Below are 15,679 nucleotides of genomic sequence, written 5' to 3'. Positions count from 1 at the left end.
ATCGATTTTACAAATAATTGATTTTACAATGCTAACCAAACATCAAACCAAATTATAAACCAAACCAAATTATGAAAGCAAACCTTTTTACCAGTGCTTTTACGGCTATGGCCTTGCTGGCATCATGCAGCAAACAAGCTGCCGTTAAGTACCCCAAACCCTTTGTACGTACGGATTCGGTTCAATTGGCCAGCGGATCGCCGGTAAGCGCTTATGGTACCTTTTTTATCACCAATGTTTTAAGCGGAAAAGCTATTGAAATTAATAGTAGTGGCATGCTTAATGACGGCACTGGTGCGCAGCAAAACCAATATTCAGGAAGCGGTACAGCCACAGCTCCCAATCAAAAATGGATAATTGTACAACAAGGTAGCGGTGCTATAACCAGTACCACCAAGTTCAAGATCATGAATGTGGCCAGTGGCAAGTACCTGGAGGTGCCCTTGGCAACAACTAATCCGGGTACCGGATTATGGCAGGATAAAGCCAATACCAATAACGCACAGCAGTGGTATATTCAATTGGTAAGCACCGGCATATATAAAATTATTAACGTAGGTAATGGTCTGGCGGTTACCAATCACGGTTCATCAACTACAAATGGTACTCCCGTCACACAGGAAACCTTTGTTTCCGGTAATACTGCACAAACCTGGCAGCTTAACGGGCTTATCGCCGAAGCCTACCGCGATGATGACGTAGTAAACTTTTTTCACCGTACAAATGGCACTGTGGCCTTTGATGAGGGAAAAAGTGTTCCGCTTACCTATGGTGCTAACAGCGGAAAAGTGCTTTGGATAACCGAAGATGCCTATGAATCATCGCAGCTTCAAAGTAACGGGCAGTTATATTGCCAATTTTTTAAATATCATAATTCGGCTTTGTTGCAGCCGGCCAGCCACAGCTGGGACCAATCCCTTACGCCAAATATCACCACTAATAATTCACCGGTTAACAATATGGAGATCATCGAAAGCCCAGGCGATCATAATTCAACTTATCGCTGGCCTGGAGCGGGTATTGAAGCCGGTAATCATGTTTATTTATACACGTTTGAATCTGCCAACGGGTCCACCCCTGAAAACCAGGTACTTTATGATCTCACACAGAATACCGCAGGGTTAAACTGGGGCACAGCGGCCCGTATTACACCAGCGGGCATGTCAGGACAAACAGAAACAGGTTTTTCAAACGGTATGGTTAAAAACGTAAGCAATGATTCTGTATATGTTTACGGAAGCAAGAGCGTTTACTTCAATACGTCCAACGTGTTCCTGGCCCGGTTTCCTGTAAGTAATCCGGCTAACTGGTCGTTTTGGACGGGATCTTCATGGTCATCAACCCGTACAACTGCCTCAGCGGCAGCTATAACTGTGGGGGCGGGCAACACTACTCAGCAAAATGTGATCATTTCAAAAGTGAATAACAAATACGTGATGATGCAGATGGACCTGGGCTATTTTTGTGATCCGGCGAGTCATAATATTTATATTTCAACAGCCGATAGCCCTAAAGGGCCTTTCACCACGCCTAAAATGGTTTTCACCATTAATGATGTTTACCAGGGGCATTTGGCTAAGTATTATACTCCGGCCATTCACCCGGAATTTGTTAACGGACATAATGAGCTGCTTGTTACCTACTGCCTTAATTATAATGGCGAAGGTGGCAGCTGCAGTACAACCACCTGCGTAAACAATAACCAGGATCCTAATTTTTACCAGGTAAAAGCCGTCAGGATTCCGTATAGTTTAGTGGGCCTATAGTTTGAATTTATTTTTTGCTGAACACATTATAATTAACAGTTAATGAAAAAGTTGATTTTATTATTAGTACTGATAACAGCGCGGGGAGCGGTAATTGCCCAAAATATAGCGCCATTTCATGCCGGAGACCGGGTGGCCTTTGTTGGCAACAGCATTACCGATGGGGGCCACTATCATTCATACATCTGGCTGTATTACATGACCCGGTTCCCCAACATGCGGATTACCTGCTATAATGCGGGCATAGGCGGCGACGTAGTAGGACAGATCAACGATCGTTTTGAGGATGATGTGTTCAGCAAAAAGCCTAATGTGATAACCCTGACCTGGGGTATGAATGATACAGGTTATTTTGAATGGTACCGTGCAGATGCACAAGAGTTTATGGATAAAAGGATTCAGGGCTCGTACGATAACTATGCGTTGTTGGAAACTAAGCTGAAACAACGCCCCGATATCCGCAAGATCTTTATTTTGGGTTCACCTTATGATGAAACCAGTAAGTTCACTACCAAGAACATCTACCCTAAAAAAAGCGCCGCGTTTTCAAAAGTGATCGATTTTCAGCGGGATGCTGCTAAAAAGAATAACTGGGGTTACGTTGATTTTTTCCATCCCATGACCGAGATCAACCTGCGTGAACAGGCTAAAGACTCAACGTTTAGTTTAACTCCGAATGATAGGGTACACCCCGATAATGACGGGCACCTGGTAATGGCTTACCTGTTTTTAAAAGCGCAGGGCTTTAGTAATAAAGTAGTAGCCGATGTAGCCGTTGATGCGAAGAGCAAAAAAGCTGTTAAAGCAGTTAATTGCAAGATAACCAATGTGGTATCTGCTGCTGATTCGGTATCGTTCAATTACCTTGCAAATTCATTGCCTTATCCTATCGATACCATTACTCGCGGTTGGGGAAACCGCAAAAAGCAGGCTGATGCACTTAAGGTTGTGCCATTTACCAAAGAGATGAACCAGGAACTGCTTGCTGTTAAAGGGTTAAAAACAGCCAATTATGATGTACTTATTGATGGGGAGAAAATGGGCAACTGGTCGGCCGGGCAATTAAGTGCCGGCATTAACCTGGCTGAGATCACTACCACACCGCAATATCAGCAGGCTATTCAGATCAGGGAGTTAAACGAGGAGCGCTGGGATATTGAAAGGCGTATCCGTATGTATGTTTGGATGCAGTTTGACTTTTTGAAAGGCAAAGGCTTGTTATTTCATGATACTAACGCGGCTATGGATACCATCAGCAAGTATGCTAAAAAAGACATTTTTGTTAACGGCAATAAAGATAACTATACCCGTGCCCGGTACAAAAGTCTGCGCGATGCATGGCAAAGGGAAATGGATGTACTTACCGACCAGATCTATGCTATAAACAAACCGCAAAATCATCGCATTACTGTAATCGCCTCAAAATAAAATCACTATATACAGATGAACTTTAAAAAACTATTATTTATTCCGTTATTTACCTGCCTTGCGGTCTGCAGCTTCAAAGCTAATGCCGCAACGGTTGATACGGTGCTAACCCACAGCGCCGCGATGAACAAGGATATCAAGGCGGTAGTGATTAAGCCCGCCGATTATTCAAACACCAAAAAGTTCCCGGTATTGTACCTGCTGCACGGTTTTAGCGGTAATTACAGCGATTGGGTCAAAAAAGTACCGGCAGTTGCCGGTTTGGCCGATACCTATCATTTTATTATAGTTTGTGCCGATGGCGATTTTGCCGGATGGTATTTTGACAGTCCGGCTGTTAAAGAATCGCAATATGAAACCTATGTGGGCACCGAGCTGGTAAACTGGGTTGATAAACATTACTCAACTATAGCAGACCGCAAGGGGAGGGCCATAACCGGTTTAAGTATGGGCGGTCATGGCGCTTTGTATTTAGCTTTTAAACACTTAGATAAATTTGGCGCTGCCGGAAGCATGAGCGGCGCGGTTGATATCAGGCCTTTTCCTGATAGCTTTGGCATAGAGCGGGTACTTGGCAAATACAGCGAACATCCCGACAGGTGGGAGCAAAATAGCGTTGTTAACCTGATATACCTGTTAAAACCCAACTCGCTTGCCATTACATTTGACGTAGGTTATGACGATTTTCTTTATCAGGCGAACCAGGAATTGCATAAAAAACTACTGGAGCGCAAGGTGCCTCATGATTATACGGTAAGGCCGGGAGCACACACCTGGGAATATTGGGGCAATTCTATCAATTACCAGGCCCTCTTTTTTAGTCGCTTTTTTAACGGGATTAAATAGGGGGATAAGTATATCTTACAATTACAACATTTTCAACCGATTGTAAATGTTGTAATTGTTAAAATCAAGGCAAAGAAATTACGATTTTCAAAAATATTATAAAATCGAATAAAAAATTTGCTAAATCGTTTTTATAAACTATATTAGTATCAGATTTCAACATCTGAATTATAAACCAATTAACAAACAGTTTTTAAACTTTAGCTCCCGGGGTTAATAATATGGAATTGCTAAAACGATTTTATATCTCCCTCGTCGTTGCTTGATGTTAACTAACCCTATAGTATGAAAAAACTTTACTTCAAGGTTCTTGCTTATTCGGTTTTGGGGGGCTTTCTGTTTTTTACCTCGTGTAAAAAGGATGGTTTTCTGGGGCAAACTCAAACATCAAACTTAACCGAAGGCACGGTATTCACCGATAGTGCCAATACCGTATCATTTTTAGCCAATATCTATAGTAATGTTGGCTTTAGTGCGGCGGCAGGTAGGTTTACATACGGGCCGATACTTTCGCCTACGCCAAATGGTGGTATTGATGCTGCTTCTGACGAGGCTGAAGTTTCGGCTTCCGCCGGTTCAACGGCGCTGGCGTTTGAAACCGGTACCATTAATGCCGCTGTAGTTACCGATGACGCGTATAAAACTTGCTACACCAATATCCGGTCGGTAAACCAGTTACTCAAAAATCTACCCAAAGCGCCTATTAATAGCTTTGTTAAAACACAAATGAAAGCCGAGGCCCGGTTTTTACGTGCCTGGTATTATTCTATACTGGTAAAACATTATGGTGGGGTGCATTTGTTGGGCGATAGTATTTATACCTACACAGATAAGATCCCGGCGGCCCGCAACACTTACGCGGATTGCGTAAAGTATATTTTGGCCGAATGTGACACTGCTGCTCAAAATTTACCGACTGTACAATCGGGGGTAAGTTACGGTCGCGCTTCAAAAGGAGCTTGTCTTGCCCTAAAATCACGGGTGTTATTGTATGCCGCGAGCCCGCTGTTTAATGGCCAGTCTATAGGTGAAGGTAAATCAGTTGGTTTAGCAGGATATCCAGACAGCGACCCGGAACGCTGGCACCTGGCAGAACAGGCAGCCGAAGCAGTTATATCCACCGGAGCTTATAGCTTGAATATAGATAACGCGACCGCTCCCGGTTTTGGCTTCCAGAAGTTGTTTACCAAGCGTGTAAATACCGAGTATATTTTTCAGCTAATGCGCCCGACGGACAATGTCGATCTGGAAACATTATGGCAGCCGCCAAGTCGTACAGGTAAAAACGGTGCATTCCCATTGCAGGGCTTAGTGGATGCTTTCCCTATGAGCAATGGTAAATTAATTTCCGATCCCACCTCGGGCTATAACCCTAATGATCCGTATACAAACCGCGATCCCCGCTTGGATTACAGTATTATTCATGATCAAACGCCTTTACAAATCAGGCTCGCTTCGGGCACATCACCTATTAATATTTTCGTAGGTAAATACAATGGAAACACAACAGGTCCCGATGCTGTGCATGTTGGTACTACAACCGGATACTATACCAATAAGATGCTTGATCCGGCGGCAGTTGCAAATGATTTTGAACACCGTACCGGTCGTTGCCTGCCGCTGATCCGCTATGCCGAGATCCTGCTGAATTACGCCGAAGCAGCTAATGAATATGAAGGGCCTACCGGGGCTGTTTATTCTGCAGTTGAGGCAATCCGTCAAAGAGCCGGTTTAAATCCCTACCAATTGCCAACGGGGCTGAGCCAGGTTGAAATGCGTACAGTCATTCAAAATGAACGCCGCATAGAATTAGCTTTTGAAGAGCACCGTTTTTGGGACGTGCGCCGCTGGAAAATTGCTGATCAAACAGATAATATCTTAACTAAAGGAATGGAGGTTGACCGTGACGGCGCTACCGTGGCATACAAGCAATTTGATGTGCGTAAACGCAATTTCCGCAAGGCTATGTACCTGTGGCCTTTCCCGCAGAGCGAAGTAGCTAAATCGCCCGAATTGATTCAGAACCCTGGCTATTAATTACCCGACAGCATAAATAATATTGATATGAAATATAATTACAAAGCAAAACGGATTTACCTGGTGCTTGTGGCTGTCATTACGCTGGCAGTATCATCATGTAAAACCGAAAAAATAGTGCCCGGCAGCGAGGCCCCAAAAGATATCGCCGGCAACTGGCGGGTGATCAAGGCTACCCGCAACGGTACCGATTTAACCTCTATCATTGATTTTAGCCAGTTCCGGATCAATTTCACCGATAAAGGTTATACGCTGGTAAACAAGTTGCCCTTCCTGGTGAGTAAAGATGGCGCGTTTGCGCTTGATGATCCGCAGTATCCATTTAAGATCACCTTTACTGCTACAGGCGACAAGCCGGTTTCAACCGCTTTTACCTATCCTATAGTTAACGGAAAAAGGCAGCTCAGCATAACATTCAGCCCTGGTTGTACCAATAATACTTATGTGTATGTGCTTGAAAAAGCCAATTAATAAACCAATAGCAACAGATAAATTATGAGATCATATTTACTACATATAAAAGGTAAAAATTTATGGAAGCTGTGCGCTTTGGTAGTGCTGTGTATTGCTTTAGCCTGCTGCGGTGAGCAGATCACGAGCGTTGATCAGCCTGCCACAGCTACCGTAGGCTCAATAGTACCCATAACAGTGCATTGTGATATTCCCACAGCCGGTGACGGGGGGCCTGATTACCTGATTTTCGGATTCCTGGTACCTAAAGGGTGGAAAGCTGCGCAGAACACCACCATAACTTATACCAGTAAGCAGGGCAACGGAACGATGTCCCTGATACCCAATAGTACCTTACCTAAAAACGGCGGCGGGCTAACCTGGCCTGCCTATATGAAAAAAATGTTTAGCAATGGTGGCAACCTTATCGATGACGTGGAATGGGTGGCTTATCAAACGGATAAAGCATACAGTCACACAGGAGGAGTAGAGTTTATTGTAGATCTAAACATCAAAACAAAAGTAGGCGCCGATAATAATAACATGATGGTAAAACTGGGTTATACCATAACGGATAGCGGTAACGGCTTTACAAGTGATGGTAACGGTACTTATTATAGCGTATTAACTGGTGCTAACTGTTTTGAAGTAACCGGCGGCAGCGGCGACCTGGTTGATTTTTGTAATCCGCAATTGACCACTATCGATCCGCCAAAATCACTGGATAATGATTTTGTGACGCTGACTTTTGACGGGACAGTTACAGATACGCATTTAAAAGGCGAAAGTGAAGTTTACCTGTGCGCGACTGCTTATACCGCTGATGGTAAAACCATTAATGTTTGTGAGCAAACCACTAAAACGATGCTCAAACAAACCACAGCCACCAGTAAAAAATATCAGCTTACATTTTGGCCGCGATCATTCTTTAGTGTAGGGGATACGCAAACCATTACCAGAATGGAGTACTTCCTTATCGATAAAACGGGTAAAACGAAAGTTGGCTATGGTAATACAGATGCCCCGTTCACCTATACATTTAAGTGCGGTTAACCGATAGATAAAAAAACAGCAAATGCATTTAACCAATGTGTATTTGCTAAAACGATATTTAAACCTATTGCCAACAATTTTAAACCTGAAAAATATGGCTTATTGCTACATAAAGAGATGCTTAACAGGTATTACACTGTTGTTACTGCTGCTGGCTACGGCCGGTTATGCGGTTGCGCAGCAGGATACTACCGCTGTGGCGCCTGCACGCCCCGGTCAGGCCAGCGGTATCGTACTTGATGAGTACGGCAACCCGCTACAGGGTGTTAAGGTAACCAATAAAGGGAAAAACAGCACCCAAACTACCGGTAAGGACGGTGCCTTCGCTATTAATGCTATTAAAGGCGATATATTGTCATTTACCGCCGCGAATTATAACGCCCGCCAGGTTACTGTGAAAAACACTGCCGGTATCAGGGTAAGGCTTTTAGATACTTATATCCAGAAACCCAAAACTATCAACGTACTTTACGATACCGTTAGTACAGCAAAAAGTGTAGGTGCCGTATCAACTATTTATACCAATCGACTCACTACAACACCTTCTACTTTATACACTTACGCATTGCCCGGACAATTGCCAGGCTTGTATACCCAGCAATACAGCGGGTTTGCTGCTCCTCAAACCGGTGTGCAAACTGTAAACGATTTTATCGGTGCTGTGGTGCAGCACAACAATTATTCGGCTAATGATAATAGCGAGTTTGGTCTTTTTTTAAGGGGACAAGCTCCGGTAACTATTATTGATGGTGTTCAGCGCGAGATAGCCTCACTTGATCCGGAAAGTATCGAATCGGTTTCAGTTTTGAAAGACGCGCTTTCAAATATCATGCTGGGCATCAACAGCTCCCGTGGAACATTGCTTATTACCACCAAACGCGGACAGGTAGGTGCGCCCCATATTTCGTTCACTGCACAAACCGGGATTCAACAGCCTTTGGGTTTGCCAAACCCGCTGCCGGCATATCAGTACGCTTATTTATACAACGAAGCCTTACAGAATGATGGTAAGCCTGCCCTCTATAGTGCTGCCGATTTTAACGCCTATCGTAACCATACCGATCCTATAAGGCATCCGGATATCAACTGGTTCAACACCATATTGCGCGATAACTCACCCATTACCAGCTATAAACTCAACGTTAACGGAGGTACACAGGTAGCGCGGTATAGTGTGTCATTAAACTATTTGGATCAAGCCGGGATGTTCCGCCAGGATCCGTCTGTTGCCTATAATACCAATAATGATCTTAACAGATATATCATCAATTCCGATCTGGCGGTTAACGTAACAAAAAAGTTTACTGTCGATCTGCAACTGTTTGGCCGTGTTCAGCAAAGCACGCAGCCAGGTGCCGGATACGGCAATATATTGAGCACGCTTTATAGTTTGCCAAATAATGCTTATGCCTTACGCAATCCTAATGGCTCATTTGCAGGTACAACTACTTACACTAATAACCTGCTTTCTCAAACCGAGTTTTCAGGCTATCAGCGCACCAACAGTAATGATGTACTCGCCAATCTCGATCTGAATTATAACCTGAATAGCATCACGCCGGGCTTATCCGCTAAAGCAAAGGGTAATCTCGCTTTTTCGTCGCAAAGCTTCTTAAACCGCTCGCTGCAAAACAACGCTTATTCATTTAATGCGGATAGTTCTTATTCGGCGGTAGGTTCATCGGTTGCGCAAAGCAATTCATACAGTACTGTATCCAGCGCCCGTTACTCATTTGCCCAGGCATCGGTTAATTACGACAGGACTTTCGGCAAACATAACATTACCGGTATGGCATTGTATGATGTGCGTTCGGTGGTATTAAACTATGACCTTTCGCAGGTAACAACAAACCGGGCGTTAAAAGCAGGTTATAATTACGACGGTAAGTATTTTATTGAAGCAGCCGCAAACAGCAGCGGATACAACCGTTATCCGCCGGGCAATCAATATGGCTTGTTTTATGCGGGTGGCATAGGATGGCAAATGGGTAAAGAATCCTTCATCAAAGATAACTTTAGCTGGATAAGCTCATGGAAATGGCGCGCCACCTATGGTAAAACCGGCAACAACAACGTAGATAATTACGGTTATTATAATTTTTTACAAACCTACGGCGCTACTAACGGCTACTCATACAGCACGGGTACTTCGAAAAGCCCTGTACAGGGGTTTTATGAAAATACGCTTGCTAACCCCTACATCCGTTGGGAAAAGGCCCGTAAGCTGGATGTAGGCACGGATATCTCATTGTTTAACGATCACTTCAATATCACTGCCGATGTTTACCGCGACAGGTATTATGATTTACTGCAAGTTAGAGGAAACAGTATAGCATTATTAGGTACGGCTTACCCATATGAAAACCTGGGCATCAACCTTTATAAAGGTGCCGAGCTCACATTAACTTATCAAAACCATATCCAAAACTTCAATTACTTTATTTCGGGCAACGCGTCGATCCAGTCGTCAAAAATTATTTTTAGCGATGAGGAACCATACCCATATCCCTGGTTGAAACATACCGGCCGTTCAACTACTGCGATTTATGGTTATACTGCTATCGGCTATTTCAAAGATGCCCAGGATGCAGCTACCAGCGCTACAACTACAGGCTACACAGCGCAGGCTGGTGACGTAAAATATAAAGACCTTAACGGCGATCATATCATTAATCAGTTTGATGTTTCGGCCATTGGTGGTAACCGCCCGCTGGTTTATTACGGATTATCAAGTGGTTTTAACTACAAGGGCTTTAGCTTAAGCTTCCTGTTACAGGGTGTAGCCAACCGCGAGTTGATGTTCAATAATTCGCAGGTGAATGGCTTTGCCGGTGTTGGTTTCCTGGGGCTTACCTATAGCGGACAGGCCTACGAAACCATTTTAGGCAGATGGACGCCTGAAACCGCTGCTACTGCTACGGCACCGCGGTTATCGCTGGGCAACGCCAACAATACCGCTAACTCAACCCTGTACCTACGCAAAGGAAATTATGTAAGGCTCAAAAATGCCGAGTTAGGTTATAACCTGCCTTATGAATGGGCACGCAAGCTCAGATTATCAGGTCTGCGGGTATTTGTAAACGGCGAAAACCTGTATACCATGTACGGCTACAAAGATTTTGATCCGGAGATATATGGCACAGCTTACCCGATTCAAAGGGTGATAAATGCCGGTGTTAACATTAAGCTTTGATTTTGGCCATCATTAAAATATGACGATCATGAAGAATTTCAACAAAATAATTTTAGCGGCCGCCGGCATCATCACCGTAATGGTTGGGTGTAAAAAATACGAGCAATTCCCGGTTGATAAAGTGACCATTAACTACGTGTTTGATAAAAAGGATTCGCTGGGAACTAATGCCCAGATGTTCCTGTACGGGATTTACGTGTCATTACAAAACGGTCACAGCCGGATAGGAGGCGATTACCTTGACGCCGCGAGTGACGATGCCATATCATCGGCTGCGGGTGCATCAAATGAGGTTACCGTACTTTCGACGGCGGCTTACAACTCTTACACTGTTCCTACAGATGAAAATCTTTGGGCCTACTACTACGCCGGTATCCGCAAGGCAAATGAGTTTGTGAACAATATAGATGTGGTGCCGGTAATGGCTAAATACAATGGCTACTCCATGAAATATGTGTGGAAAGGCGAAGCCCGCTTTTTGAGAGCGCTGTATTACTTTGAGTTGGTTAAACGTTACGGTGGCGTACCATTATTGGGCAACAAAGTATTCACTATAACTGACGATGTGTCCCTTCCACGTAATTCCTTTGCCGATTGCATCAAATACATCGTAAGCGAATGCGATGCCATCAAGGATACACTGATGGCCGCCCCGCTGAGCAACCCTAATGCTGATTATCATCGCCCAACAAAAGGTGCGGCTCTGGCTTTAAAGGCCAAGGTACTATTGTACGCGGCAAGTCCCTTATTTAACGGGCAAAATATTGATGCCTCAAATCCGCTGACCGGCTATACAGATTTTAGTGCCGATAGGTGGGCACAGGCCGCGGCTGCCGAAAAAGCAGTAATGGATTTGAATGTTTATTCATTGCTTCCCAGCTTTAAAGATGTGTTCCTGACCCAGAGCAGTTCGGAAAATATATTTATCCGTCAAACAGATAATTCGTCATCGATAGAAACCGCTAATGGGCCAATAGGCTTTACGGGTGCAGTAGGCAAGGGACAAACCAGTCCAACACAACAACTGGTTGATGCTTTTCCGATGAAAAACGGTTTGGCTATTACTGATCCCGCATCGGGCTACAACCCGGACAATCCTTATGTAAGCCGTGATCCCCGCTTAACCTACACTGTGCTTTATAACGGCGCCAGGTGGCTTAACTCCGATTTGCAATTGTATGAAGGCGGTATCAGTAAACCTAATGGCTCGTTGCAGCAAACCAAAACAGGCTACTACATGCGCAAGTTCATGGGCAATTTTGAAAATACTAATGCTTATGCAGCGCACGTGATCGACTGGCAGATTTTGCGTTATGCCGATGTGGTTTTAGGTTACGCCGAAGCACTTAACGAATCTGCCGGGGCTACTGCCGATGTGTATAACGCCGTGATCAGCATCAGGAAACGCGCAGGTATTGATGCAGGGACTGGCAATTATGGGCTTAAATCGGGCATGACCAAAGATGAGATGCGCGCCATCATTCAAAATGAGCGCCGTTTGGAAATGGCCTTTGAAGAGAATCGCTACTTTGATATCCGCCGCTGGAAAATTGCCGGTACGGTAATGAACCAGCCGCAAAAAGGGATGAGCATTGTGAAGATAGGTTCAAGCCTTACTTACAACGTAGTAAACGCGCTCACCACCAAATTTGAAACGCCAAAGATGTATCTGTACCCGATACCTTATGATGAGGTTTTGAAGAACCCGAATATGAAACAAAATCCAGGATGGTAATCTCAAAACCGATTCAGTTAAACCAAAAAAATTAAGCTTTATGAGAAAAATAATACTTTTCTTCCAGATATTAATGATCCTGCTCCCGGCAGTATCATTTGCGCAAAGCCGAACCGTAACAGGTACCGTGCGCGATATTACCGGGGTATTACCAGGGGTATCGGTTATTGAAAAGGGCGTAGCTAACAACGGCGCCATTACAGATCAGAGCGGTAAATTCAGGCTTGTTCTTAAAGGAAAATCAAACACCATCATAGTCCGTTTTATCGGTTATATTCCACGTGAACTCCGCATATCGGAAACAGGGAGGATGGATATTATTCTGCAAACCAACACCAACGGTTTGGATGAGGTTGCGGTTGTGGCTTACGGAACAAGAAAACGTATCACCAATACGGGGGCCGTAAGTTCAATTTCGGCCAGTGAGATCCGCACTGTTCCAACAGCCAACGTGCAAAATGCTTTAACCGGTAAATTGCCGGGCTTTTTCTCGCAACAGGCTTCTGGCCAGCCGGGTAAGGATGCGTCAGATTTCTATATCCGTGGTGTAAGTTCGTTGAACCCATCAGGTAACCAGCCATTGATTATTGTGGATGATATTGAATACAGTTATGACCAGCTGCAACAGATCAACGTAAATGAAATAGAAAGTATCTCTATCCTAAAAGATGCCTCCACTACAGCAATTTACGGTATTAAAGGTGCCAACGGTGTATTGGTGGTTACAACACGCCGCGGAAAGGCCGGTACACCCAAAGTGAACTTGCGCGTTGAAAGTGGAATTCAGCAGCCAACCAAAACACCTCAATTTTTAGATTCATACAATACAGCAGTACTCATCAACGAGGCACAGCATAATGATGGCATCCCGCTTAGCTTTACCCAGCAAGATCTCGACCTGTTTAAAAATGGATCAGATCCATACGGGCACCCTAATGTGGATTGGTATAATAAGATCTTCAAAAAATACACCTATCAAACTAATGCAAACCTTGATATTTCAGGTGGTACTACCGGGGTGAAATACTTTATCTCCGGAGGGGCGTTAAATCAGAACGGTTTGGTACGTGACTTTGCCGACCCGCAAAGTTTGGTAAATACCAATTATTATTTTAAACGTTATAATTTCCGTTCAAACCTCGATCTTAAAGCCAATAAAACGCTTGACTTACGCTTGGATATAACCACCCGCTTCTCTGATCTGAACCAGCCTTACAATGAGAATGCAGTTAGCGAAGTATACAATTTTACCAAGGAAACGCCTTTCACCGCGCCATATCTAAACCCTAACGGCAGTTACTCATATGCGTATTCATCGTTTAATCCCGATCACCTGCCAACGCTTAACGCAAGACTGGCTACAGGAGGTTATCAGCATTCGCGCCGTACCGATTTTAACGTGCTTTTTGGCGCTACTCAGAGGCTGGATGATCTGACCAATGGTCTTTCGGTAACAGGACGTGTAGCATATTCCAGTATAGAGCAATTTACCAAGCAGATCTTTAACGGTGGTATTCCGGCCTATCATTATGACCCTACAACCAATCAGTACTCATTGAGGCCGGGAGCGACCTATGTATATCAAACATATGCCTTAACAGGGAGTACGGACATCAGCACCAATAATTATAACCTGCAACTTTACGCCAATTACGATAGGACATTCCGCGGCTCACACCATTTTTCGGGATTGTTATTGTTTAATCAAACGTCTCAAACTTATTTTACCTATCCGCTGCTGGATGGAGCCCAGGTTGGTGTTCCGCAAAAATTTCGTGGTGTATCTGGCAAGGTTGGATATGACTTTAAGCAGAAATTCCTGTTTGATTTTAACGTAGCCTATAACGGTACAGATCGATTTGCCGCCAATCACCGCTTTGGTATTTTTCCGGCCGTGAGCTTTGGTTACAACATAGCTAAAGAGTCGTTTTTTGAAAAAGCTATGCCGGTTTTCAGCCTCCTAAAACTAAGGGGAAGCTATGGTTTAGTTGGCTCGGATGCCGCGCCGGGTAACCGTTATGTGTACAACCAGGTATATAACCAGGGGGGAGGCTACAACTTTGGCGAAACCGCACAGGGCTACAATACCATATCTGAAGGCTCATTAGGCAACCCGACTGTAGTTTGGGAACGTGCCAAAAAGATCGATATCGGTTTGGATGCCAACTTATTTAATGATAAGATCTCCATCACCGCCGATTATTTCCATGATATTCGCTACAATCAGCTGATTACCCCGGGCAGTGTGCCCGAAATATTGGGCGTTGGTTTGCCTGCAGTAAATATCGGAAGAACCCGTAATCAGGGTCTTGATGGACAGATCAGCTACCATAGCACACTTGGTAAAGTACAATACAATGTGGGTTTCGTGTTTTCGTATGCCAAAAACAAGATCCTTTACGAGGATGAAGCAACGCCGGCTTATCCATGGCTGGCGCAAACTGGCCATTCCATCGGTCAGCAATATGGTTACCATTTTATGGGATACTACACGGCAGCGGATATCACCGCGATTAATTCGGGAAGTAAATCGGTTCCGGTACCTGATAACGGGATTCCGCTGCAACCGGGCGATCTGAAGTACCAGGATTTAAATGGTGATGGTGTCATCAATGTATTTGATAAAAGGCCTATCGGCAATCCAAACCTGCCAAATACCATATTGGGATTATCATTACAGGCTGTTTACAAAGGTTTCAGCGTGAGCGTGCTTTTACAGGGTTCATTTAACTATAGCTTCGCGGTTATCGGCACAGGTATCGAGCCATTCCAAAGCCAGTTTCAGCCTATACACCAGGAACGATGGACGCCCGAAAATCCGGTTAACGCGGCCTTCCCGAGGTTAACTACTAATCCAACTTCGGTAAATAGTCCTACAGCTTATTTCTCTGATTACTGGCTGTTGAACGCGCACTATGTTCGTTTAAAAACGGTTGATATCGGTTACCAGCTGCCAACTAAACTGTTGCCGTTCAAGATCAATAACGCCCGTATCTACATGAGCGCGTACAATTTGCTCACGTTTGATAATTATAAGAAATACCAACAAGACCCTGAAATTGCTACCAATACCGCAGGCGACGCGTACATTAACCAGCGCGTAATTAACCTGGGGATTCAGGCAGGCTTTTAATAACCAATACATAAACCACAAAAGAGGCCGGTACGCAG

At 44.3% G+C, this 15,679-nt stretch carries 9 protein-coding genes; all 9 read left to right on the top strand.

Going from position 1 to position 15,679, the window contains the following annotated elements:
• Positions 1 to 71 precede the first annotated feature (71 nt).
• Positions 72 to 1,766: an RICIN domain-containing protein gene (locus tag DUL71_RS10975; protein WP_114938116.1), complete on the top strand. Its 1,695-nt coding sequence runs from the start codon at positions 72 to 74 to the stop codon at positions 1,764 to 1,766.
• Positions 1,767 to 1,808: 42 nt separating this feature from the next.
• A complete protein-coding gene (locus tag DUL71_RS10970; RefSeq protein WP_114938115.1) occupies positions 1,809 to 3,194 on the top strand; it encodes an SGNH/GDSL hydrolase family protein in 1,386 nt (461 codons plus the stop codon).
• Positions 3,195 to 3,209: 15 nt separating this feature from the next.
• Positions 3,210 to 4,040 carry an alpha/beta hydrolase gene (locus DUL71_RS10965; RefSeq protein WP_114938114.1) on the top strand — a complete coding sequence of 277 codons (831 nt, stop codon included), beginning with the start codon at positions 3,210 to 3,212 and terminating at the stop codon, positions 4,038 to 4,040.
• A gap of 285 nt (positions 4,041 to 4,325) precedes the next feature.
• Positions 4,326 to 6,077, top strand: coding sequence for a RagB/SusD family nutrient uptake outer membrane protein (locus DUL71_RS10960; protein ID WP_114938113.1), 1,752 nt, complete (start codon positions 4,326 to 4,328; stop codon positions 6,075 to 6,077).
• A gap of 27 nt (positions 6,078 to 6,104) precedes the next feature.
• Positions 6,105 to 6,548: a DUF5004 domain-containing protein gene (locus DUL71_RS10955; RefSeq protein ID WP_114938112.1), complete on the top strand. Its 444-nt coding sequence runs from the start codon at positions 6,105 to 6,107 to the stop codon at positions 6,546 to 6,548.
• Between the two features lie 24 nt (positions 6,549 to 6,572).
• Complete coding sequence (locus tag DUL71_RS10950; protein WP_114938111.1) at positions 6,573 to 7,580, top strand: DUF4961 domain-containing protein; 1,008 nt, start codon at positions 6,573 to 6,575, stop codon at positions 7,578 to 7,580.
• A 94-nt stretch (positions 7,581 to 7,674) separates the two neighbouring features.
• Positions 7,675 to 10,773 carry a SusC/RagA family TonB-linked outer membrane protein gene (locus DUL71_RS10945; protein WP_114938540.1) on the top strand — a complete coding sequence of 1,033 codons (3,099 nt, stop codon included), beginning with the start codon at positions 7,675 to 7,677 and terminating at the stop codon, positions 10,771 to 10,773.
• A 28-nt stretch (positions 10,774 to 10,801) separates the two neighbouring features.
• Positions 10,802 to 12,508 (top strand): RagB/SusD family nutrient uptake outer membrane protein, encoded by a 1,707-nt coding sequence (locus DUL71_RS10940; RefSeq protein WP_114938110.1) that lies wholly within the window; start codon positions 10,802 to 10,804, stop codon positions 12,506 to 12,508.
• Between the two features lie 40 nt (positions 12,509 to 12,548).
• Positions 12,549 to 15,641 carry a SusC/RagA family TonB-linked outer membrane protein gene (locus DUL71_RS10935; protein ID WP_114938109.1) on the top strand — a complete coding sequence of 1,031 codons (3,093 nt, stop codon included), beginning with the start codon at positions 12,549 to 12,551 and terminating at the stop codon, positions 15,639 to 15,641.
• Positions 15,642 to 15,679: the final 38 nt, after the last annotated feature.

This window comes from Mucilaginibacter endophyticus, assembly GCF_003351025.1.
In the GTDB taxonomy this organism is placed as follows: Bacteria; Bacteroidota; Bacteroidia; order Sphingobacteriales; family Sphingobacteriaceae; genus Mucilaginibacter; species Mucilaginibacter endophyticus.
The sequence above is the reverse complement of the archived record's forward strand: the minus strand, read 5'-3'. Positions and strand labels throughout refer to the sequence as shown.

Excerpts from the sequence above, each read along its gene's own strand:
- DUL71_RS10960 (WP_114938113.1), top strand. The coding sequence starts at position 4,326 with ATGAAAAAACTTTACTTCAAGGTTCTTGCTTATTCGGTTTTGGGGGGC.
- DUL71_RS10945 (WP_114938540.1), top strand. The coding sequence starts at position 7,675 with ATGGCTTATTGCTACATAAAGAGATGCTTAACAGGTATTACACTGTTG.
- DUL71_RS10970 (WP_114938115.1), top strand. The coding sequence starts at position 1,809 with ATGAAAAAGTTGATTTTATTATTAGTACTGATAACAGCGCGGGGAGCG.
- DUL71_RS10965 (WP_114938114.1), top strand. The coding sequence starts at position 3,210 with ATGAACTTTAAAAAACTATTATTTATTCCGTTATTTACCTGCCTTGCG.
- DUL71_RS10975 (WP_114938116.1), top strand. The coding sequence starts at position 72 with ATGAAAGCAAACCTTTTTACCAGTGCTTTTACGGCTATGGCCTTGCTG.
- DUL71_RS10955 (WP_114938112.1), top strand. The coding sequence starts at position 6,105 with ATGAAATATAATTACAAAGCAAAACGGATTTACCTGGTGCTTGTGGCT.
- DUL71_RS10950 (WP_114938111.1), top strand. The coding sequence starts at position 6,573 with ATGAGATCATATTTACTACATATAAAAGGTAAAAATTTATGGAAGCTG.
- DUL71_RS10940 (WP_114938110.1), top strand. The coding sequence starts at position 10,802 with ATGAAGAATTTCAACAAAATAATTTTAGCGGCCGCCGGCATCATCACC.
- DUL71_RS10935 (WP_114938109.1), top strand. The coding sequence starts at position 12,549 with ATGAGAAAAATAATACTTTTCTTCCAGATATTAATGATCCTGCTCCCG.